Below are 20,151 nucleotides of genomic sequence, written 5' to 3' on the forward strand. Positions count from 1 at the left end.
AACAGGTTTTTAGAATGTCGGGGGAGATCGAAGTGGCACGCCCTAGGGGAGTCGAACCCCTCTTCCCAGAATGAAAATCTGGTGTCCTAACCGATAGACGAAGGGCGCGTGCGCTTCGGTGGCGCCCTTATAGTCAGGCACTGGGGTGACCGCAAGCGGAAACTTGGTCTGATAAGACAGAAATTTGACGGAAGGCACGCATGCATACGCGTCGCCAAACAACGCCGACATGCGAAAGAAATTCGATGGAATTAAGGGGAGGGAGGAGAAACGAAGTGGCACGCCCTAGGGGAGTCGAACCCCTCTTCCCAGAATGAAAATCTGGTGTCCTAACCGATAGACGAAGGGCGCGTCTGCTTCGTGGCGCCCTTATAGTCAGGCTGTTTGCGGACCGCAAGCGGCTTTTTTCGTCTTTCATGCAAAAAATATGACAGCCGCTCCGATGCCTATCTCCGAGGCTCCTATCCGCATAGATTACAACGGCTTAAAGGGCCATCGGATTGGAACGGTCAGTCCGATGCGCCGGCCGTTTCCTGTTTCTTGCCGCCCTTGAGCAGATCCGAGAGCGACGGCAGCCATTTCTTCTTCTTGGTCGGCGCCTCGGCATCGGCCACGGTCTGCTCACCGGCCGGCAGCGGTTCCGCCGGGTCATATTCCGGCACGGCGCCCATGGCCTGCAGCTGATCGGGGGTCAGCTGAACGCGTTCAGGGACCGTGGCGGTCGGCTCGCGGAGCGCCAGGATCTTGCGCTTGGGCCGCGGGTCGGAGAGTTTCTTCAGGACGGGAGGCTCGTCTCCGGACACGGCTGCCGCCTCGGTGAGCGGCAGGCCCTCGGGTGTGGGCGCGGCTGCCTGCTCCTGCAATGCCTGCTGCTGCATCAGGGCCTGCTGTTGCGGCGAAGGGCTGAAAAGGCTCTTGCGCACCGCGTTGACGCCGAGCGTCGGCATCTCGGCCGGAACGAGGCTCGGACTTGCTGCGGCGCCCGCCTCGGCCACAGCCGTGGCCGCAGGGCCGGCGTCCGGTGCGACGGCCTGTGCATTGGCCCGGCCGGCGGCAAACAGGCTGTTGCTTCCGGCATTCACCGCTGTTGGCTGCATGGTGAGCTCACCGAGATCGGCCGGTGCGGCTTGGGACCGTGAATCAGATGCTTGGGCCCGGCCTTGCATCGCCTGCTGCTGCAGGGCCAGCACTTCCGGAGGCGGCTCCGCAATGTCGGCAAAGGCGGCCGCCATGGGGACCGGCTGGCGCTTCAGGCGCGCCGGTTCCGTTTCATTCTGGGCCAATGCTTGTTCCGCACTTCCTGGCTGTCCCGAAACGGTAACCACGTAAGGGTCCCGGAAGGCCTTGCCCACCGGCACGGTGGCAGCCATGTCCTCCGATGGCGCAGAATCGCCGATCGAAAGAACCTCGTCGGCGCTTGTCTGGCATGAGGCCAGCTGCACTGCTGAAAGCAGCGTCAGCAGTGCGATTGCGGGTCTGCGGAAAGGGGATGAACTGGTCATGTCGGTCTCCGTCGCCACCTTCACCATGGAAGGGTAAGGGCCGCTGCAGCGGCCCTCGTTTGATCCGGAGACTAGGCGCGCAAACTTGCGCGAGGCGGTGGTCTTACCAGGCGCCTGTATTGGGCATGGAGGCCCAGGGTTCTGCCGGAGCGAGATTCTCGCCCTTCTGCAGGATTTCGATGGAAATGCCGTCCGGCGAGCGGACGAAGGCCATGTGGCCATCGCGCGGCGGGCGGTTGATGGTCACGCCATTGTCCATCAGCTTCTGGCAGATGGCATAGATGTCATCCACTTCGTAGGCCAGATGGCCGAAATTGCGGCCGCCGGTATAGTCCTCGGTGTCCCAGTTGTAGGTGAGTTCGAGGCAGGGCGCCATTTCTTCACGGGCGCGGCCGAGATCCTTCTCGGCACTCAGGAAGACCAGCGTGAAGCGGCCTTTTTCGTTCTCGTAGCGGCGGATCTCCGTCAGCCCGAAGAGCTCGCAATAGAAGTGCAGGGAGGCCTCGAGATCTTTCACTCGGACCATGGTGTGTAGGTAACGCATGGGTGTTCTCCTTTGACATGCAGCATATGGAACAGTCGTCAGCTTCGAGCAAGGCTGCGGCTGCAAAAGCAATTGGTGAAATGTAAAACTAGGGCTTGCGCAGATCCGTTGACCAAATGTTAATCTGAATCTCAAGAATCAGTTAACTAAGCAATGTGACGCGTTTTCGAGGGGCTTGGGGAAATGGCGGACAGGATTTCATCGAAGGGGCTCGGCGAGTTCGAAGAGCTGTCCGGAGAAGCCGTCGACCTGTTGGAGATAACCGGCGTCGTCAAATGGTTTGATGTGGCCAAGGGCTTCGGCTTCATCGTCCCCGACAACGGCATGCAGGATGTCCTTCTGCATGTGACCTGCCTCAGACGCGACGGTTACCAGACCATCCTCGAAGGCACGCGCATCGTCGCACTCATCCAGAAGCGCGAGCGTGGCTATCAGGCCTTCCGCATCCTCTCCATGGACCAGTCGACCGCCGTGCATCCCTCGCAGATGCCGCCGGTGCGCACCCATGTGCAGGTGACGCCGACCAGTGGCCTCGAGCGGGCGCTGGTCAAGTGGTTCAACCGCACCAAGGGCTTCGGCTTCCTGACGCGGGGCGAGGGCACGGAAGATATCTTCGTTCACATGGAAACGCTGCGCCGCTTCGGCCTGACCGAATTGCGCCCCGGCCAGACTGTGCTCGTGCGCTTCGGACCTGGCGACAAGGGCCTGATGGCCGCTGAGATCCACCCGGACAATCCTGGTCCGGCCGCGCGTGCGCACTGAGCCGATGAGCATTGTTCGCGACATCCTGAGAAGCGCCATCACGGCGCTTTTTGCGTTTCTGCTGCTGGCCGGCGCCGTGCTTGCGGAGGTCAACTTCGAACGCGGCCAACTGGCTTTCGAGACGGCATCCGGAGACCGCATCACCTTTGATGTGGAATGGGCGCTGACTTCCGAGCAACGGGCGAGGGGCCTGATGGAGCGGCCGGCACTGCCGGATCGCACGGGCATGCTGTTCGATTTCGGCGAAACCCGTATGGTCACCATGTGGATGGCGAACACGCCTGCGTCGCTCGACATGATCTTCATCGACGAGACCGGCCGGATCGTCCGGATTGCCGAGCGCACCACGCCGATGTCCGAATCGATCGTCTCCTCGGGTGAACCCGTCCGCTACGCGCTGGAAATCCGCGGTGGACACGCGGCCGAACTCGGCCTTGAGCCATCCGCCCGGCTCGTCCTCCCCCTCGATCTGCCAAAGTGACGGCGCTCAGCCCTCTGTTTCACCTGTAGAAACTGCGAGACCGGACACGCTTTTGCTGTTGCGGCCTGGAGGTGAACCGTGTATTCGGGCTGCATTGCTGGAACGGAGTGTAGCGCAGTCTGGTAGCGCATCTGGTTTGGGACCAGAGGGTCGGGAGTTCGAATCTCTCCACTCCGACCATGCAATGAGCCGAGGACGCCGAAATGGCGGTCACTTGCGGTCTGAATGACCAACTCTCCCCCAGCTCTGACGACAAGCGGTCAAACCGACGACGCTGTTTGATGACACCGCTCTTTCCAAGACCTTCCCGTGCAAGCGGGCGCTGCATTCCCTCTTCTCCGCAATTATACCTTGCTCGCGCGATGCGCGCCCACTATTCCTTATGGTTGTATCCAGGGGTGGGGACGATCATGCTGCGAAAATTCTTGGCGCTCGCGGGCATCACCGCGTTGGTCACGGGCTGTCAGACGGTCAAGCCGGCAGCCACGCCCATGGAAGCCTATCTCAATCGCCATGCCGCCGCAGAGGCCATCGCGCGCAATTGCCCGGCCTATGGCGGCTATGGCGCCGTGACCGCGATGCGGTCGGATGCCGAAAGCAATCTCGCCAAGGCTCGCGCCCTCGGGGCAACGGAGACGGATATTCAGATGGCGCGCGAGCGAATGAACGGCACGCTCATGAATGCCGTGATGCTGGTCGGACCGCTGGAGGCCTGCAACAGCTTCGTCAATCAACTCGCCTGGGCCGGCACCTCAACCGCTGTCATCGGCACGAAGAAAGCGCAATGAGCGGCGACTGGCGATGTGGTCCCATGAGATGACGACGGGCTTTCGAGCCGCCATACGGTCGCCCCTTTGCCGTCTACCGATCTCCCTGCGCTGCGTCGATTTTCCCACGGGCAATTCACTGATCATGCAGTTGCGAAGGAACCGCAACGAGGATATACGAATTCTCGAACGAAGTCGGTTGAGACGGCGGTTCTTCTTCTGCGCCAAGCAGAAATGCCCATTGTTATCAATGGTCCGCAGGAAGAGAATCGTTTAGCGCCGATGAAAGGTGTAAGGTCTGCCGTGACCGGCGGGCCGGGTGTCAGTCGGCAACGGCGCTTGCCGCGAAGTCTTGGAGACGGATAAGGCCATGTCTGCGAAGATCTACCGCCCCGCGAAAACCGCCATGCAGTCCGGCAAGGCGAAAACCCATCTTTGGGTGCTGGAATTCGACCAGTCCGCGCCGCGCAAGATCGATCCGATGATGGGCTACACCACGTCCGGTGACACGCGCCAGCAGGTCAAGCTGACCTTCGAGACGCTGGAGCAGGCCGAAGCCTATGCCAAGCGCGAAGGCATCGAATACCGCGTCATCCTGCCGAAGGAAGCCAAGCGCCAGGTCGTGTCCTACACGGACAACTTCCGCTACAACCGTCCGCAGCCCTGGACGCATTGATCCGATCCCGCCGCCTCGTCGGCGCCAGACGGTCCCTTAGCTCAGCTGGATAGAGCAAGTGCCTTCTAAGCACTAGGTCGTAGGTTCGAGCCCTACAGGGATCGCCATCTTCTTGATGTTCCATTCGTATTAGTGCCGGTTAAAGCAGTTGCAGCAGGAACCAACCGGCTGCTCACGTGTTGAGTGCTCCGTGAAGACACCGCTATCACAGGGAGTGAGACACATGATGAAGATGCTTGCCGCAGCCGCCATGCTTTCCTTGAGCCTGACCGGCGTATCGCTTGCCCAGAGCTCGTCCGACGGTTCGGGCGGCAGCACCGGTGGCAGCCAGCAGAGCGATACTGCGAACGACGCCAACGGCACCACCGAAGATGGCGCCACCACCGGCTCCGACAATCCCGGCGACACCAGCGCCGGCGACGAACCGCAGTGCCCTCCGGGCCAGAAGAGCGCCGACGCGTCGGCCACCAAGGCAGACCCGAAATGCGTGGCTGAATAAGCTCCGTTCTGATCGAGTTAAGAGGCCGGGTCAGCCCGGCCTTTTGCATGGTTTTCTGATGCCGTCACCGCTGCAGCCGGTGGAAATCGTGCCGGCGCCAACCTTTCGGAAACCCTTCGGAGCGATGATGGCGCTCACGAGAGGTTAACCATGTCCAGTCGCACCGCTTCTTCCCGCCGCACGCCGTCGAAACGCCGAAAGTCCGCACGCTCCTCCGCTGGCCATGGCATGACATCCTGGCTCGTCGCACTGGCTGTCGTCGCCGGCGGCATCGCGCTCTACGACAACAGGGACACGGTGCTGAAGGAAATGGCGCCGCTTCTGTCGACGGAAAAGCGGGTCGCCAGTTCGCCGGCCAAGAGCGAACCACGGGGCGAAAAGCCTGCGTCTGAACGCGCAGCTGCAAAGGGGACGAAGGGCCCGGTGCCGCCGGCGAATGTCGGCGTTGTGAAGGCCGCCGTCCCGGCAGCGCGACCGGCCGTGACCACGGCAACCGCGGGGCCTCTGACCGGCGAAAACTTCTCCGGCAAGTTCTACTTCTGCGGCGTATCCGGCCTCGACAACTGTGTCATGACCGGCGACACCTTCTGGTACAAAAAGACCAAGATCGTTCTGGCCGATATCGCAGCACCTCGAACCGATGGCGCAGCCTGCCAGCAGGAGCGCGACCGCGGCTTCGCGGCCGAGGTTCGGCTCAAGGATCTCCTGAGTTCGGGCCGGTTCGACCTCGAAACCCTGAAGGCGCAGGCTGCGGGTGAGGCTTCCGGCGTCATGCGCGTGGCGACGCGCAATGGTCGCTCGCTCGGCTCGATCCTCGTTTCGGAAGGCCTGGCCAAACCCCGCATGGCCCGCCAGCAGAGCTGGTGCCCCTGACCGCTCGCTCCGTCTCAAATGCAAAAAAGCCCGCCGTGATCGACACGGCGGGCTTTTGTCTTTGCGATAGGGTCTCGTCGCTCAGTGCAGGATCTGGCTGAGGAAGAGTTGGGTGCGCTCATGCTGCGGGTTGTCGAAGAACTCGGCCGGCGAATTCTGCTCGACGATCTGGCCCTGGTCCATGAAGATCACGCGGTCGGCTACCTGACGGGCGAAGCCCATTTCGTGGGTCACGCAGATCATGGTCATGCCTTCTTCGGCAAGACCCACCATCGTGTCGAGAACTTCCTTGACCATTTCCGGGTCGAGCGCCGAGGTCGGCTCGTCGAAGAGCATGATCTTCGGCTTCATGCAGAGTGCACGGGCAATGGCCACGCGCTGCTGCTGGCCGCCGGAGAGCTGGCCCGGATACTTGTTGGCCTGTTCCGGGATCTTGACGCGCTTGAGGAAGTGCATCGCGATCTCCTCGGCATCCTTCTTCGGCATCTTGCGGACCCAGATCGGGGCCAGCGTGCAGTTTTCGAGGATGGTGAGATGCGGGAAGAGATTGAAGTGCTGGAACACCATGCCGACTTCCCGGCGCACTTCGTCGATCTTCTTCAGGTCGTTGGTCAGTTCAATGCCGTCGACGACGATATTGCCCGTCTGGTGTTCTTCCAGACGGTTGATGCAGCGGATCATCGTGGACTTGCCGGAGCCCGAGGGACCGGCGACGACGATGCGTTCGCCCTTCATGACCTTAAGGTTGATGTCCCGCAGCACGTGGAATTCACCATACCACTTGTTCATGTTGATCAGTTCGACCGCCACGTCGTTGCCCGACGCGGTCTTCTTAGCGGAGTTGGCTTCAGCCATGGTTTTTCCCCTTGTTCTTAACGCTTGTGACCGGTGTCGAGGTGCCGCTCCATGAAGGCGGAGTAGCGCGACATGCCGAAGCAGAAGATCCAGAATACGAAGCCGGCGAAGATCAGACCGGTGAGCGGTGTCACAGGCGTGGCCCAGGTGGCATCGGTGAAGTTGAGACGGACGATGCCAAGCAGGTCGAACATGCCGATGATCGACACGAGCGAGGTATCCTTGAACAGTCCGATGAAGGTGTTGACGATGCCCGGAATGACCAGCTTGATCGCCTGCGGCAGGATGATCAGACGGGTTTTCTGCCAGTAGGAAAGGCCGAGAGAATCGGCGCCTTCATATTGGCCCTTCGGGATCGCCTGCAGGCCGCCGCGCACCACTTCGGCCATATAGGCCGAGGCAAAGAGCGACACGCCGACCAGCGCACGCAGGAAGTTGTCGATCGTCCAGCCCGTGGGCATGAAGAGCGGCAGCATCACATTGGCCATGAAGAGGACCGTGATCAGCGGCACGCCACGCACCACTTCGATGAAGATGACGCAGATCATCTTGATCACAGGCATGTCCGAGCGGCGCCCGAGTGCCAGCAGAATGCCGAGCGGCAGGGAGACGGCGATCCCGACGAAAGACAGGATCAACGTGACCATCAGGCCGCCCCAGAGCGGGGTTTCCACTTCCGGAAGGCCAAAGCCGCCATGCAGCAGGAAGAAGGCGACGATCGGGAAGACGATGAAGAGCAGGAGTGCGTTGAGCCCCTTGCGCGGTGCCTTCGGGATGAGCATCGGCGCCAGAAGTGCGATGAACATCACGCCGACAAGGATCACGCGCCAGCGTTCTTCGAGCGGATAGCGCCCGAAGATGAACTGCGAGAAGCGGCTCTCGACAAAGGCCCAGCAAGCGCCTTTCCAGCCGTCCGGCTGGGTGCCACCCTGGGCAATCGTCGCGCAGACGGCGCGGTCGGCGCCGAACCAGGCGGCATCGAGAAAGAGGAAGTTGATCGCCCCGGGCAGGATGAGGGCCAGGACCGCGAGACCGATGATCGTGAGCACCGTGTCTTTCGGTGTCGCAAGCAGGTTGGCGCGGATCCAGCCGATGACGCTGCCATCGGAGGTCGGGGCGGGAAGGGGTGCCAGCATTTCCTGGCGCACATAAGAAAGTTCGTGTGCCATGATCAACGCTCCACCAGAGCCATGCGCGCGTTGAACCAGTTCATGAAGAGCGAGGTTACAATGCTGATGGACAGATAAACGACGAGCCAGATGGAGACGATTTCGATCGCCTGACCGGTCTGGTTGAGCGTCGTCCCGCCGGTCGAGACCAGTTCGGGGAAGCCGACGGCAACACCCAGCGACGAGTTCTTCGTCAGGTTGAGATACTGGCTGGTCAGCGGCGGGATGATGATGCGCATCGCCTGCGGCACGATCACGAGACGCGTCGTGGTCGAGGGCTGCAGCCCAAGGGCCGAAGCGGCTTCCGTCTGGCCCTTCGAGACACCCTTGATACCGGCGCGGATGATTTCCGCGATGAAGGCTGCGGTGTAGAAGGAGAGTGCCAGATAGAGAGCCACGAATTCAGGCGCAATGACCGCTCCGCCCGTCATGTTGAAGCGGCTGGCGACCGGATAGTCGAAGGTCAGCGGCGCACCAGCGGCGAGGAAGGCAATGATCGGCAGGCCGATGATCAGGGCGAGCGAGACCCAGCCCGTCGGGAAGGGTTGGCCGGTGCGCATCTGGCGTGCCTTTGCCCAGCGTGCAACGACGATGGCCGCGATGATGCCGACTACGATCGCGATCGGGATCATGCTCGCGCCATCACCCCAGATCGGCTTAGGGAAGGCCAGACCACGATTGTTGAGGAAGGTCGAGAACGGCAGCTCGAGCGAGTCGCGCGGCTGCGGCAGCGTCGACAGAACGCCCGAATACCAGAAGAAGATGACGAGCAGCGGCGGCAGATTGCGGAACGCTTCGACATAGACCGTGCAAAGCTTGGCGATCAGCCAGTTCTTCGACAGACGGCCGATACCGATCACGAAGCCGATGATCGTGGCGGTGATGATGCCCGTTACGGCCACGAGGATCGTGTTGAGCAGACCGACCAGGATGGCGCGGCCATAGGTCGAGTCCGACGAATAGGAGATCAGCGTCTGGCCGATGTCGAAGCCGGCGCGGCCGTTCAAGAAGTCGTAGCCCGTCGCGGTATTGCTGCGGGCGAGGTTTTCGATGGTGTTGTTCGCGATGGTCCAGACGATAAACGTCATGATGGCGATCGTAGCGACCTGAAAGAAGATGGATCTTGCTTTCGGATCGTAGATCAGCGAGCCCACGCTCTGCCCACCGGCAGGTAAACTGGTGGCGTGATCTGTCATGCTGTGCCAAATCCCCGAGGCTTCTTTGAGCCCTAAACTGTTATTGTCTTTCGAGACAGCCGGCTCTTGTGAGTGTCGCTGCTGACCGCAACGCGGGGGCCGGTCTGATCACGTGGTCTTAATATGCGCGAGGCGGCTTTCGCCGCCTCGCCAAGGTCGTCCGATCTTAGCGGATCGGCGGGGCGTACTGCAGGCCGCCCTTGGTCCACAGAGCGTTTACGCCGCGCTCGATCTTGAGCGGGGTGCTGGCGCCGATGTTGCGTTCAAAGACTTCGCCGTAGTTACCGACGCCCTTGATGATGTTGTAAGCCCAGTCGTTGGTGAGGCCGAGATCGGTACCGATCTTGGTGTCGGCTTCCGTACCGAGGAAGCGCATGATGTCTGGGTTGGTCGTGGTCGACTTGATTTCATCGACGTTTGCCTGGGTGATGCCGAATTCTTCGGCCTGGACCAGAGCGTAGTGCGTCCACGAAACGATGTCGAACCACTGGTCGTCACCCTGACGGACGGCCGGGCCAAGCGGCTCCTTCGAGATGATTTCCGGAAGGATGACGTGGTCGTCGGGGTTGGTCAGCGTCAGACGCAGCGAATACAGGCCCGACTGGTCGGTCGTGTAAACGTCGCAACGGCCAGCCTGATAGGCAGCGTTGACTTCTTCGAGCTTTTCGAAAACGACCGGCTTGTATTCGAGGTTGTTGGCCTTGAAGTAGTCGGCGAGGTTGAGTTCGGTCGTGGTGCCGGACTGTACGCAGACGGCGGCGCCGGAGAGCTCGAGAGCCGATTTGACGTTCAGGCCCTTGGTGACCATGAAGCCCTGACCGTCGTAGTAGTTGACGGCGCGGAAGTTGAAGCCGAGTGCGGTGTCGCGGCTGATCGTCCAGGTGGTGTTACGAGCAAGCATGTCGACTTCGCCCGACTGCAGCGCGGTGAAGCGGCTCTGGGCGGTGGTCGGCGTGTACTTCACCTTGGTCGCATCGCCGAAGATGGCAGCTGCGACGGCCTTGCAGTAGTCAACGTCGAAACCGGTCCAGTTGCCGGCTGCGTCCGGCGAAGCGAAGCCGGCGAGACCCGTGTTCACGCCGCACTGGACGAAACCCTTGGCCTTTACGTCGTCAAGCGTCGCGGCCGAAGCTGCGGACGCGCCAAAACCCAGGACCGCAGCGCCAATGGCGGCTGACAGGAACTTGTTGTTCATTTTTCCCAACCTTTTTTCTCTTGTTGTATGCCAGCGACGGCCTGCTGCTGAAACCAGCAGCGCACGTCGGCTCGCGGGCCTCCCGGTGCGAGCCTTCATATCTCAGTCGTAAAAGCAGGCAGGGTCAAGTCTTTATGCCGCGAATTGGCCACAAAAGCGCGAATTTGCCAAAAACGCACTCGAAATAGGCAAAAATGTGTGGTTTTTGCCCTGAAGTGATGAAAATTGCGCCCATTTCACTGTTCTGCTCTGCTTCTGCTGCAAGACTTGCGCCTGGCCTCACGGAATTGTGCAACTTGACCGGACATGGCGGAGGCGCGAAAACCACGGCACAGAAGCGTGAGGAATCGTGAAATCCATGAGCAAATCCAAAGACTGGCTGGCCGACGCCGGCACCGATACGAAGCTGTGCCACATCGGCCATGATCCTGCAGACTATCATGGCTTCGTGAACCCGCCGGTCGTCCATGCGTCGACGGTTCTCTTTCCCAATGCCAGGGCCATGGAGACGCGCAATCAGCCTTACACCTATGGTACCCGCGGAACACCGACCACGGACGCGCTTTGCCGCGCCATCGACGCGCTGGAAGGGTCAGCGGGCACGATCCTCGTGCCATCGGGTCTGGCGGCCATCACGGTCCCGTTCCTGGCGTTTCTTTCCGCCGGCGATCACGCGCTCATCGTGGATTCGGTCTATTCGCCCTGCCGCCATTTCTGCGACACCATGCTGACGCGCCTCGGGGTCGAGGTCGAATACTACGATCCTGAGATCGGTGCGGACATCGAGCGGCTGATCAGGCCGAACACGAAGCTGGTGCACACCGAGGCGCCAGGCTCGAACACCATGGAGATGCAGGATATCCGCGCGATTTCCGAGGCAGCCCACAAGCATGACTGCGTGGTCACGCTCGACAATACCTGGGCAACGCCGCTCTATTTCAAGGCGCTCGATTTCGGTGTCGACGTGACCATCCATGCTGCAACCAAATATCCCTCCGGGCACTCGGACATCCTGATGGGCACTGTCTCGGCCAATGCAAAGCACTGGCCGGTCCTGAAGGAAGCCAACATCACGCTCGGCATCTGCGGCGCACCCGATGACAGCTATCAGATCCTCCGTGGCCTGCGCACAATGGGGCTGCGCCTCGACCATCACTACAAGAGCGCGCTTTCGGTGGCGCGCTGGCTTGAAGCCCGCAGCGATGTCGCACGTGTGCTGCATCCGGCGCTGCAGAGTTTTCCCGGTCACGCAATCTGGAAGCGGGACTTCAAGGGAGCAAGCGGCGTCTTCTCCTTCGTCTTGCCGGCATCGGTGCCCGAGAAGATCAAGCCGAAAGCCCATGCCTTCCTTGATGCGCTGCAGCTCTTCGGTCTTGGCTGGTCCTGGGGCGGCTATGAAAGCCTCGCGGTCCTGGTCAATCTGGAGGATCGCAAGATCAGGAAGGGCCCGACCGATGGCGCCGTGATCCGTCTTCAGATCGGTCTCGAGAATGTCGAGGACATCCTGACCGATCTCGAGCGGGGCTTCGCCGCAGCCGCGGAGGTTTAGAAAACGCGCTATACGTCAGCCGTCCATCCGGTGGCCGTAAAGCCAGTCCAGATCGGCGGCAAGACGTTCCGGCGGGCGCAATGACAGCACGATATCGCGCCCGATCCGAAACGGACCGCGGGCGTGATAGGCAAAGCGGTTGAAGTCGCCACGAGCTTTGACCCGCGCTGCCCGTGCCTTGCGCTCGCTGGAAAAGGCGGCGAGCGCCGAGGGCAGGGGCGCCTTCGCCATATGCATGGCGAGAGAATAAGCGTCCTCGATCGCCATCGCCGCCCCCTGCGCCGAAAACGGCATCATGGCATGCGCGGCATCTCCGATCAGCACCGTGTCGCGACCGTTATGCCAATTGCCTTCAGATGCCTGGTAGAGAGGCCAGAAGGTAGGCTTTTCCGCACCGGCAAGCACGGTTCGGATATCGCGATGCCAGCCCGAGAACTGCTCGAGCAACATGGCGCGCCGCGCGGCATCGGCATCGATCGCCCAGCTCTCGTCGCTCTTCGTCCCCGCCGCGATTGCAACGAGATTGAAGCCGTCGATCTCCTTGAGAGGATAGCTGACCAGATGTGCCTTTGGTCCAAGATAGGCGGCGACACCGGTGCGGGAGAGGAAGGAGGGCGCAACAGCCTGATTGATGGTGAAGCGCCAGGCGATGTTGCCCGAAAAGCTGACCGTCGGGCTGCCTGCGATGGCATCGCGCGCGACCGACCAGGCGCCATCCGCGCCGACGACCAGATCCGCTTTCCGGGCCGTGATGGCAGCGAGTGCCTCTGCCCCGATCCCCTGCACACGATGGCCGAGATGCAGGCGGCAGAGCGGCTGATTGAGAACGGCCCTGAGAAGAGCCTGTTGCAGCGTAGAGCGGTGCAGGACGCCGTAGGGCTGTCCCCAACGCTTCCTTGCGAAGTCACCCGCGGGCACGGAGGCGAGCGGGCGCAAATCCATCCCGGATATGAGGCTGATTGCGGCAGGTTCGAGCCAATGGCGCTCCAGTTCGCTAAGCACGCCCAGCGCATCAAGGACGCGCGTCGCATTCGGCGAGAGTTGCAGGCCGGCCCCGACTTCGCCGAGTTGCGGCGCCTGCTCGATAATGTCGGAGGAGATGCCCCTAGCAGCAAGCGCCAGGGCAGACGTCAGCCCCGCCACCCCGGCTCCGACGATGGCAGCGTGCTTGATGGACATGAAGAAATGCCGATCGTGACGCTGCGGTCACGCCGCCTTGACGTGGAAGACGCAGCCCGGCGGGTTGGTCTGTTCGGCCTTGAGGCTCGGATTGTAGCGGTAAAGCGTCGAGCAGTAGGAGCAGACCTTTTCGTTGTCATGTCCCATGTCGATGAAGATATGCGGATGGTCGTAAGGCACGGAGGCGCCGGTGCACATGAATTCCTTGACGCCGACTTCGATCACGCGATGACCGCCGTCGTTCTGGAAATGGGGAATGGTGTGACCGGCCATGATGTGCTCCGAAAATGCTGTGCGAATTGGCGCGGACATTAGCGCCGTCCTTCGCAAAAGTGTAGAGCCGGAGCCGAGCAAAAGTCACAGAAAATCCGCCTGCGGCAATTGATGTCAGGAAGGCGTTGGCTATGGTTGCCGCCTCAAGGCCACAAGGACCAGTTCATGAATCTCGACGCGCCGCCGTTTTCCAGCTTTCACAACGAAGGGCTTGAGCTTGCCTATTTCGATGATGGTGATCCGGCTGGCGATCCGATCCTGCTGATCCACGGTTTTGCCTCGTCGGCCAATGTGAACTGGGTTTATCCCGGCTGGCTGCGCACCCTGGGCGATGCGGGCTACAGGGTGATTGCAATCGACAATCGTGGCCATGGCGCAAGCGCCAAGCCGCATGATCCGGAAGCCTACCACCCGAGCGCAATGGCCGGCGACGCCGCAGCGCTGCTGACGCATCTCGGCATCGCCGAGGCCCATGTCATGGGTTACTCCATGGGTGCGCGCATCTCTGCCTTTCTCGCAATCGAGCATCCCCATCGTGTCCGGTCGCTGGTCTTCGGTGGGTTGGGTATCGGCATGTGTGACGGCGTCGGCGACTGGGACCCGATCGCCGATGCTCTGCTTGCGCCCTCGCTGGACGAGGTCACCCATGAGCGCGGCCGCATGTTCCGCGCCTTTGCCGAGCAGACCAAATCCGACCGCCTGGCGCTTGCGGCCTGTATTCGCACCTCTCGCGATCTCGTCAGCCGTCAGGATATTGCCAAGGTCGACATCCCGACCCTGATCGGTGTGGGCACGAAGGATGACATTGCCGGCTCGCCGCATGAACTCGCCGAACTGATGCCCCGCGCGCTGGCGCTCGATATCCCGAACCGCGACCACATGCTGGCTGTCGGCGACCGTGTGTTCAAGAAGGCAGCGCTCGACTTCTATTCCGAGCTCGAAGGGCGTTGATCCTCACCGGCCGGTGAAGACCGGCCTGCGGCGCTCGGCAAAGGCCGTGCGGCCCTCGCGGTAATCCTCGCTTTCGAAGGTCGAGGCGCCGATGATCTCCGCCTCGCGCAGCATGTCGACGTCGGCCTCTTCGACCGCCCGCAGGGCAAGTTTCGATGCGCGCAGCGACAGCGGCGCATTGGCCGCGATCGTGTCGGCAAGGATCTGCGCCCGTTGCTCGAGCTGGTCCGGCTCCGTCATCTCCGACAGAAAACCGCAGGCGAGTAGTTCCGCAGCCTTCATCGCTGCTCCGGTGAAAAGAGCGCGTCTCGCCATCTGGCTGCCGAGGCCACGAACGAAATCCTGGACCGCATCCGCGGGATAGGCGAGGCCGAGGCGAGCCGCTGGCACGGCAAACATGGCATCCGACGAGGCCAGCCGGAGATCCGCCGCTGCCGCCAATCCGAAGCCGCCGCCGTAACAGACGCCTCTGACAGCCGCGATCACCGGCACCGGGGCCTCCCGCACGGCCGCAAAGGCTCGGCTGTTCGACGCCTCGTAGATGCGGGCTGTCGCAGCATCATTACGTAATTCGGTAAATTCCGAAATGTCTGCTCCGGCGCTGAAGTCGACCGTTCCTCCGCCCGTGAGGACGATGACGCGGGCGCCAGCTTCGGCATGCAGCCAATGGATGGCCTCCGGTATCGCGCGCCACATGGCGGCCGTGACGGCGTTCTTTCGTTGTGGATTGTCGATCACCAGAAGCCCGGTACCGGCTTCGCAGAAAGCCTTGATAAAGCCTGTGGCAAAGGTGTTCGACTGTTTCATGCGGCCCCCATTTGAGTTCGATCTGTCTTCGACTATATAATGCCATTCCTAGACGAACGAGGAGACCGGCAATGGTCGCACACAACGACGTCCTCAAGACCGAAGCCATCAAGTCCATGGATCCGATTTGGGACAGCCTGCGGCACGAAGCCCGCGTGGCCGCCGATCGCGATCCCATGCTCGCTGCTTTCTTTCATTCGACGGTGCTGAGCCACGCGTCGCTGGAAGATTGTGTGATCTACCGCATCTGCGAGCGGCTGGATCACTCGGATGTTCCGGCGATTGTTCTGCGCCAGGCCTTCGAGGCGATGATGCGCGACTGGCCGGAATGGTCCACGATCCTGCGCGTCGATATTCAGGCCGTCTACGATCGTGATCCGGCCTGCACGCGGTTCCTGGAGCCCGTCCTCTACTTCAAGGGTTTCCATGCGATCCAGACCCATCGTCTGGCCCACTGGCTCTGGAACCACGGCCGCCGCGACTTCGCGCTGTACCTGCAGAGCCGCTCGTCCAACATGTTCCAGACGGATATCAACCCGGCCGCGCATATCGGCAAAGGCATCTTTCTTGATCACGCGACCGGCCTCGTCGTGGGTGAGACTGCACGGATCGGCGACAACGTTTCGATCCTGCACGGTGTCACCCTGGGCGGTACCGGCAAGGAGGGGGCCGACCGGCATCCGAAGATCGGCGATGGCGTGATGATCGGGGCAGGGGCCAAGGTGCTGGGCAACATCGAGGTCGGCAGCTGCTCGCGCATTGCGGCAGGCTCGGTCGTGTTGAAGCCTGTTCCCAGATGCACCACGGTCGCCGGCGTTCCGGCGCGCGTTGTTGGCGAGGCCGGTTGTGCCGAGCCGAGCCGGTCGATGGACCAGATGATCGCTTCCGACGACTGAGCGCGCCGGAAAGATTGTCCATTCGGAAAACGGCCCCGCCAGCCTGGGCAAACTTTGCATTGCGTCTTTACATCGGCGGAAAGGCCGTGCGACAAGCGCGCAACTCGAAACCCTCCCCGAAAACAGTCCATGGAGACACAGTGTGAAGCCGGAAGAACTGAAGAAACTCGACGCGTATTTCAAGCGCACTTTCAACCCGACGATGAGCGTCAAGGCTCGTCCGCGCAAGGACGACTCCGCTGAAGTCTACGTGGGTGACGAGTTTCTCGGCGTCGTCTTCAAGGACGACGAAGACGGCGATCTCTCCTACAATTTCTCGATGGCGATCCTCGACGTCGACCTGTAATCCCGGCCGCTGCTTGCCGCGGCACCGAGAAAAACTGAGACGGGGCTGCGGCACGATCGCGGCCCTTTTTCATTATCCGGCTTACAATTGACGATTGTTGTGCGATGCACAAATTCTCTTGACCGCTTTTGTGCGACTGCTATGTTCGGGTCATCTGATATTCCGGACAGAAGGAGGAGCACTCGCATGTTCAATATCGACGACGCCAGCAAGAAGAGCAAGGAAGCCATGGACACCATGCTGAAGAACTATTCAGAGGTGACGAAGGGCTTTCAGGCCATCGCAGCCGAAGCGACCGACTACTCGAAGAAGTCTTTCCAGGACCTGACGTCCTTCATGGAAGCCATGACATCCGTGAAGAGCGTCGAGGCCGCCTTCGAGCTCCAGACGTCCTTCATGAAGTCCTCTTACGAGAGCTTCGTGGCCGAGGCGACCAAAATGGGCGAGATGTATGCCGATCTCGCGAAGCTCGCCTACAAGCCCTACGAATCCAGCATGGCCAAGACGATGGCGCCGGTATCGGCTGCTGCCTGATTGAAGCTTGCGTGTAACCTGCAAGACCGGCCGTGCACCGCGCGGCCGGTCTTGTCATTTGTGGCCGCTGGTATAACCTATCCGTTCAAATTCCTCGCTTTTCCGGGCTTCGTGACAAATTGTCGTCACCTTGACCTGGGGGGCTTAAAATCACCGCATAATGAACTACCTTACTGTGCTGAGTGTTCGTCCGCACCGATGTGTAACGGCAAACCGGCCGGACAACGGAGAATGAACTGAAATGACTGCCAAGCCGGTCTTCATGCAAAGCCAGGGTGACGGGGATAATGCCAATCGCGGCACCTCGGTCATCACGCGCACCAAGCCGAAGACGAAGAAGCCGAATCTGTATCGCGTCCTGCTTCTGAACGACGACTACACCCCGATGGAATTCGTGATCCACATCCTGGAGCGCTTCTTCCAGAAGGACAGGGAAGCCGCCACCCGCATCATGTTGCACGTCCACAATCATGGGGTCGGGGAATGTGGTGTCTTCACCTACGAAGTCGCTGAAACCAAAGTCTCACAGGTGATGGATTTCGCCCGGCAACATGAACATCCGCTTCAATGCGTCATGGAAAAGAAGTGAGGATCAGACGTGCCAACATTTTCACCCAGCCTCGAAAAAGCGCTGCATCAGGCCCTGACCTACGCAAACGAGCGTCACCATGAATATGCGACGCTGGAGCACCTGCTGCTCGCTCTGATCGACGACGCTGATGCCGCCGCCGTGATGGGGGCTTGCAACGTCAACCTCGACGCCCTGCGCAAGACCGTGACGGATTTTGTCGACAACGATCTCGCCAATCTGATCACCGGCTACGATGAGGACTCCAAGCCCACGTCGAGCTTCCAGCGCGTCATCCAGCGCGCCGTGATCCATGTCCAGTCCTCGGGTCGCGAGGAAGTCACCGGCGCCAATGTGCTCGTTGCGATCTTTGCGGAGCGCGAGAGCAATGCCGCCTATTTCCTGCAGGAACAGGAAATGACCCGCTACGACGCGGTGAACTACATCTCCCATGGCATCGGCAAGCGCCCGGGTGCCTCGCAGGTCCGCAGCCCACGCGGGGCGGAAGAGGGCGAGCCCGATGCAAAGCAGGGCGGCCGCGAGCCGGAGGAAGGTTCGGCCAAGGGCAAGCAGGAGGCTCTGAAGGCCTACTGCGTCAACCTGAACGAAAAGGCCAAGACCGGCCGCATCGATCCACTGATCGGTCGTCACGACGAGGTCAACCGCACGATCCAAGTGCTGTGCCGTCGTTCGAAGAACAACCCGCTCTATGTCGGTGATCCCGGCGTTGGCAAGACGGCGATCGCCGAAGGCCTTGCCAAGCGCATCGTCGAAGGCAAGGTGCCGGAAGCGCTGGCAGACGCCACGATCTTCTCGCTCGACATGGGCACGCTGCTCGCTGGCACCCGCTATCGCGGTGACTTCGAAGAGCGTCTGAAGCAGGTCGTGAAGGAGCTCGAGGATTATCCGGGCGCCGTGCTCTTCATCGACGAGATCCATACCGTGATCGGTGCCGGCGCCACCTCGGGCGGCGCCATGGATGCGTCGAACCTGTTGAAGCCGGCGCTCTCCTCGGGTGCGATCCGCTGCATCGGCTCGACCACCTACAAGGAATACCGCCAGTTCTTCGAGAAGGACCGCGCTCTGGTTCGCCGCTTCCAGAAGATCGACGTCAACGAGCCGTCGATCGACGATGCGATCGAGATCATGAAGGGCCTGAAGCCTTACTTCGAGGACTATCACAAGCTCCGCTACACCAACGACGCGATCAAGTCGGCGGTCGAGCTGTCGGCGCGCTACATCTCCGACCGCAAGTTGCCCGACAAGGCGATCGATGTGATCGACGAGACGGGTGCGGCCCAGATGCTGCTGCCGGCGTCCCGTCGCCGCAAGCTGATCACCGAGAAGGAGATCGAGGCAACCATCGCGACCATGGCCCGCATTCCCCCGAAGACTGTGTCCAAGGACGACGAGATGGTGCTCGCCAATCTCGAAAAGGAACTGCGCTCCGTCGTTTACGGGCAGGACAAGGCGATCGAGGCGCTCTCGACCTCGATCAAGCTGGCCCGTGCCGGCCTGCGCGAGCCGAACAAGCCGATCGGCGCTTATGTCTTCTCCGGCCCGACCGGCGTCGGCAAGACCGAGGTGGCCAAGCAGCTGGCATCGTCGCTCGGCGTCGAACTCCTGCGCTTCGACATGTCGGAGTACATGGAGCGGCACACGGTCTCGCGTCTGCTCGGTGCACCTCCCGGCTATGTCGGCTTCGACCAGGGCGGTCTTTTGACCGATGGCGTCGACCAGCATCCGCATTCGGTCGTGCTGCTCGATGAAATCGAAAAGGCGCATCCGGATATCTACAACATCCTGCTGCAGGTCATGGACCACGGTCAGCTGACGGACCACAACGGGAAGAAGATCGACTTCCGCAACGTCATTCTGATCATGACGACAAATGCGGGCGCATCGGAAATGGCGAAGTCAGCGATCGGCTTCGGCTCCTCCAAGCGCACCGGCGAAGACGAAGAGGCGCTCAACCGCCTGTTCACGCCGGAATTCCGCAACCGTCTCGACGCAACGATCCCGTTTGCGCCGCTGCCGACGGAAGTCATTCATCAGGTCGTGCAGAAGTTCGTCATGCAGCTGGAAGCGCAGCTTTCGGAACGCAACGTCACCTTCGACCTGTCGGAGCCCGCGATCGCCTGGCTGGCGAAGAACGGCTACGACGAGAAGATGGGGGCCCGCCCGCTGGCCCGCGTCATCCAGGAGCACATCAAGAAGCCGCTGGCCAACGAGATCCTCTTCGGCAAGCTGAAGAAGGGCGGCGTGGTCAAGGTCGGTACCAAGACCGACGAGAACGGTGCAGAGGTTCTGGATCTCGATGCGATCGCCGAGGTGGCGCCTGTCAAGCCGAAGCCCGAGGCCGAAGTCGCTTCCGCCAAGCCTGTCAAGGCGAAGCGCAAGGCTACGCCCAAGGCTTCGGCCGTCGAGGACGATGGCGAGGTCGCTGTCATCGACGAGGCGCCGAAGCCGGCCAAGCGCTCGGCGGTGCCGAAGGTGCCGAAGAAGAAGTAAGCACCAGTCGATCAGAAA

Annotated in this window: 22 protein-coding genes and 4 tRNA genes; 15 read left to right on the plus strand and 11 right to left on the minus strand. The window is 61.3% G+C overall.

Translation table 11 applies throughout. The features are described 5' to 3' along the window. Positions 1-33 precede the first annotated feature (33 nt). The 4 genes from FAA86_RS11225 to gloA all read right to left on the minus strand — a co-directional run bounded on the left by FAA86_RS11225 (position 34) and on the right by gloA (position 2,046). Positions 34-108 (minus strand) — tRNA-Glu (locus tag FAA86_RS11225). 168 nt (positions 109-276) lie between these two features. Next, positions 277-351, minus strand: a tRNA-Glu gene (locus FAA86_RS11230). Between the two features lie 158 nt (positions 352-509). Further along, on the minus strand, positions 510-1,502 hold the full coding sequence (locus FAA86_RS11235; protein WP_136540608.1) for a hypothetical protein: 993 nt from the start codon (positions 1,500-1,502) through the stop codon (positions 510-512). 103 nt (positions 1,503-1,605) lie between these two features. Next, entirely contained in the window at positions 1,606-2,046 is a 441-nt protein-coding gene (gene gloA, locus FAA86_RS11240) for a lactoylglutathione lyase (protein ID WP_136540610.1), read from the minus strand. A 183-nt stretch (positions 2,047-2,229) separates the two neighbouring features. Here gloA and FAA86_RS11245 point away from each other — a divergent pair, with 183 nt between their 5' ends. From FAA86_RS11245 to FAA86_RS11280, 8 genes are all read left to right on the plus strand, one after another. Then, complete coding sequence (locus FAA86_RS11245; protein WP_113461200.1) at positions 2,230-2,808, plus strand: cold-shock protein; 579 nt, start codon at positions 2,230-2,232, stop codon at positions 2,806-2,808. Positions 2,809-2,812: 4 nt separating this feature from the next. Next, positions 2,813-3,289 (plus strand): DUF192 domain-containing protein, encoded by a 477-nt coding sequence (locus FAA86_RS11250; RefSeq protein WP_136540612.1) that lies wholly within the window; start codon positions 2,813-2,815, stop codon positions 3,287-3,289. Positions 3,290-3,392: 103 nt separating this feature from the next. Beyond that, positions 3,393-3,469: transfer RNA gene (locus tag FAA86_RS11255), tRNA-Pro, on the plus strand. 230 nt (positions 3,470-3,699) lie between these two features. Then, positions 3,700-4,077, plus strand: a complete 378-nt coding sequence (locus FAA86_RS11260; RefSeq protein ID WP_136540614.1) for a hypothetical protein — start codon at positions 3,700-3,702, stop codon at positions 4,075-4,077. 349 nt (positions 4,078-4,426) lie between these two features. Further along, complete coding sequence (locus tag FAA86_RS11265; RefSeq protein ID WP_136540616.1) at positions 4,427-4,732, plus strand: ETC complex I subunit; 306 nt, start codon at positions 4,427-4,429, stop codon at positions 4,730-4,732. 30 nt (positions 4,733-4,762) lie between these two features. Then, a tRNA-Arg gene (locus tag FAA86_RS11270) sits at positions 4,763-4,839 on the plus strand. Positions 4,840-4,955: 116 nt separating this feature from the next. Then, positions 4,956-5,231, plus strand: coding sequence for a hypothetical protein (locus FAA86_RS11275; protein WP_136540618.1), 276 nt, complete (start codon positions 4,956-4,958; stop codon positions 5,229-5,231). A gap of 150 nt (positions 5,232-5,381) precedes the next feature. Next, on the plus strand, positions 5,382-6,104 hold the full coding sequence (locus tag FAA86_RS11280; protein ID WP_136540620.1) for a nuclease: 723 nt from the start codon (positions 5,382-5,384) through the stop codon (positions 6,102-6,104). A gap of 81 nt (positions 6,105-6,185) precedes the next feature. On the opposite strand, the gene FAA86_RS11285 is transcribed toward FAA86_RS11280, so the two are convergent. The 4 genes from FAA86_RS11285 to FAA86_RS11300 form a co-directional block, all read right to left on the minus strand. Beyond that, on the minus strand, positions 6,186-6,959 hold the full coding sequence (locus FAA86_RS11285; RefSeq protein WP_136540622.1) for an amino acid ABC transporter ATP-binding protein: 774 nt from the start codon (positions 6,957-6,959) through the stop codon (positions 6,186-6,188). A 17-nt stretch (positions 6,960-6,976) separates the two neighbouring features. Then, positions 6,977-8,128, minus strand: a complete 1,152-nt coding sequence (locus FAA86_RS11290) for an amino acid ABC transporter permease (RefSeq protein WP_113461206.1) — start codon at positions 8,126-8,128, stop codon at positions 6,977-6,979. 2 nt (positions 8,129-8,130) lie between these two features. After that, positions 8,131-9,324, minus strand: coding sequence for an amino acid ABC transporter permease (locus tag FAA86_RS11295; protein ID WP_136540624.1), 1,194 nt, complete (start codon positions 9,322-9,324; stop codon positions 8,131-8,133). A gap of 166 nt (positions 9,325-9,490) precedes the next feature. Continuing rightward, complete coding sequence (locus FAA86_RS11300) at positions 9,491-10,519, minus strand: amino acid ABC transporter substrate-binding protein (RefSeq protein ID WP_113461208.1); 1,029 nt, start codon at positions 10,517-10,519, stop codon at positions 9,491-9,493. A gap of 358 nt (positions 10,520-10,877) precedes the next feature. On the opposite strand from FAA86_RS11300, the gene FAA86_RS11305 reads away from it, so the two are divergent. Next, the gene (locus FAA86_RS11305; protein WP_136540626.1) at positions 10,878-12,068 is read left to right on the plus strand and encodes a cystathionine beta-lyase; all 1,191 of its coding nucleotides are present in this window, start codon (positions 10,878-10,880) and stop codon (positions 12,066-12,068) included. A gap of 15 nt (positions 12,069-12,083) precedes the next feature. Here the strand turns inward: FAA86_RS11305 and FAA86_RS11310 are convergent, their stop codons facing one another. Together FAA86_RS11310 and FAA86_RS11315 are read right to left on the minus strand one after the other, a co-directional pair. Further along, positions 12,084-13,247: an FAD-dependent monooxygenase gene (locus tag FAA86_RS11310; protein WP_136540629.1), complete on the minus strand. Its 1,164-nt coding sequence runs from the start codon at positions 13,245-13,247 to the stop codon at positions 12,084-12,086. A 27-nt stretch (positions 13,248-13,274) separates the two neighbouring features. Next, positions 13,275-13,520 (minus strand): zinc-finger domain-containing protein, encoded by a 246-nt coding sequence (locus tag FAA86_RS11315; RefSeq protein ID WP_136540631.1) that lies wholly within the window; start codon positions 13,518-13,520, stop codon positions 13,275-13,277. A 165-nt stretch (positions 13,521-13,685) separates the two neighbouring features. Between FAA86_RS11315 and FAA86_RS11320 the strand changes: the two genes are divergently transcribed. After that, positions 13,686-14,471, plus strand: a complete 786-nt coding sequence (locus tag FAA86_RS11320; RefSeq protein WP_136540633.1) for an alpha/beta fold hydrolase — start codon at positions 13,686-13,688, stop codon at positions 14,469-14,471. Positions 14,472-14,474: 3 nt separating this feature from the next. Here the strand turns inward: FAA86_RS11320 and FAA86_RS11325 are convergent, their stop codons facing one another. Further along, positions 14,475-15,278, minus strand: coding sequence for an enoyl-CoA hydratase-related protein (locus tag FAA86_RS11325; RefSeq protein WP_136540635.1), 804 nt, complete (start codon positions 15,276-15,278; stop codon positions 14,475-14,477). 71 nt (positions 15,279-15,349) lie between these two features. Here FAA86_RS11325 and cysE point away from each other — a divergent pair, with 71 nt between their 5' ends. The 5 genes from cysE (at position 15,350) to clpA (ending at position 20,133) form a co-directional block, all read left to right on the plus strand. Beyond that, positions 15,350-16,174, plus strand: a complete 825-nt coding sequence (gene cysE, locus FAA86_RS11330; protein ID WP_136540637.1) for a serine O-acetyltransferase — start codon at positions 15,350-15,352, stop codon at positions 16,172-16,174. A gap of 142 nt (positions 16,175-16,316) precedes the next feature. Further along, entirely contained in the window at positions 16,317-16,520 is a 204-nt protein-coding gene (locus FAA86_RS11335) for a DUF3126 family protein (protein ID WP_006728476.1), read from the plus strand. 186 nt (positions 16,521-16,706) lie between these two features. Further along, on the plus strand, positions 16,707-17,054 hold the full coding sequence (locus tag FAA86_RS11340; protein WP_113461215.1) for a phasin family protein: 348 nt from the start codon (positions 16,707-16,709) through the stop codon (positions 17,052-17,054). Positions 17,055-17,295: 241 nt separating this feature from the next. Then, on the plus strand, positions 17,296-17,643 hold the full coding sequence (gene clpS, locus FAA86_RS11345) for an ATP-dependent Clp protease adapter ClpS (RefSeq protein WP_054151297.1): 348 nt from the start codon (positions 17,296-17,298) through the stop codon (positions 17,641-17,643). A gap of 9 nt (positions 17,644-17,652) precedes the next feature. Then, a complete protein-coding gene (clpA, locus tag FAA86_RS11350) occupies positions 17,653-20,133 on the plus strand; it encodes an ATP-dependent Clp protease ATP-binding subunit ClpA (protein WP_136540639.1) in 2,481 nt (826 codons plus the stop codon). The last annotated feature ends 18 nt before the right edge of the window (positions 20,134-20,151 follow it).

It is taken from the genome of Rhizobium rosettiformans W3 (assembly GCF_004912135.1).
Lineage (GTDB): Bacteria > Pseudomonadota > Alphaproteobacteria > Rhizobiales > Rhizobiaceae > Allorhizobium > Allorhizobium rosettiformans.

Coding starts and splice junctions, on each gene's coding strand:
- FAA86_RS11340 (WP_113461215.1), top strand. CDS start 16,707: ATGTTCAATATCGACGACGCCAGCAAGAAGAGCAAGGAAGCCATGGAC.
- FAA86_RS11325 (WP_136540635.1), bottom strand. CDS start 15,278: ATGAAACAGTCGAACACCTTTGCCACAGGCTTTATCAAGGCTTTCTGC.
- FAA86_RS11235 (WP_136540608.1), bottom strand. CDS start 1,502: ATGACCAGTTCATCCCCTTTCCGCAGACCCGCAATCGCACTGCTGACG.
- FAA86_RS11305 (WP_136540626.1), top strand. CDS start 10,878: ATGAGCAAATCCAAAGACTGGCTGGCCGACGCCGGCACCGATACGAAG.
- FAA86_RS11320 (WP_136540633.1), top strand. CDS start 13,686: ATGAATCTCGACGCGCCGCCGTTTTCCAGCTTTCACAACGAAGGGCTT.
- FAA86_RS11310 (WP_136540629.1), bottom strand. CDS start 13,247: ATGTCCATCAAGCACGCTGCCATCGTCGGAGCCGGGGTGGCGGGGCTG.
- FAA86_RS11315 (WP_136540631.1), bottom strand. CDS start 13,520: ATGGCCGGTCACACCATTCCCCATTTCCAGAACGACGGCGGTCATCGC.
- clpS (WP_054151297.1), top strand. CDS start 17,296: ATGACTGCCAAGCCGGTCTTCATGCAAAGCCAGGGTGACGGGGATAAT.
- FAA86_RS11265 (WP_136540616.1), top strand. CDS start 4,427: ATGTCTGCGAAGATCTACCGCCCCGCGAAAACCGCCATGCAGTCCGGC.
- FAA86_RS11260 (WP_136540614.1), top strand. CDS start 3,700: ATGCTGCGAAAATTCTTGGCGCTCGCGGGCATCACCGCGTTGGTCACG.
- FAA86_RS11300 (WP_113461208.1), bottom strand. CDS start 10,519: ATGAACAACAAGTTCCTGTCAGCCGCCATTGGCGCTGCGGTCCTGGGT.
- FAA86_RS11295 (WP_136540624.1), bottom strand. CDS start 9,324: ATGACAGATCACGCCACCAGTTTACCTGCCGGTGGGCAGAGCGTGGGC.
- FAA86_RS11245 (WP_113461200.1), top strand. CDS start 2,230: ATGGCGGACAGGATTTCATCGAAGGGGCTCGGCGAGTTCGAAGAGCTG.
- FAA86_RS11280 (WP_136540620.1), top strand. CDS start 5,382: ATGTCCAGTCGCACCGCTTCTTCCCGCCGCACGCCGTCGAAACGCCGA.
- FAA86_RS11290 (WP_113461206.1), bottom strand. CDS start 8,128: ATGGCACACGAACTTTCTTATGTGCGCCAGGAAATGCTGGCACCCCTT.
- cysE (WP_136540637.1), top strand. CDS start 15,350: ATGGTCGCACACAACGACGTCCTCAAGACCGAAGCCATCAAGTCCATG.
- gloA (WP_136540610.1), bottom strand. CDS start 2,046: ATGCGTTACCTACACACCATGGTCCGAGTGAAAGATCTCGAGGCCTCC.
- FAA86_RS11250 (WP_136540612.1), top strand. CDS start 2,813: ATGAGCATTGTTCGCGACATCCTGAGAAGCGCCATCACGGCGCTTTTT.
- FAA86_RS11275 (WP_136540618.1), top strand. CDS start 4,956: ATGATGAAGATGCTTGCCGCAGCCGCCATGCTTTCCTTGAGCCTGACC.
- FAA86_RS11285 (WP_136540622.1), bottom strand. CDS start 6,959: ATGGCTGAAGCCAACTCCGCTAAGAAGACCGCGTCGGGCAACGACGTG.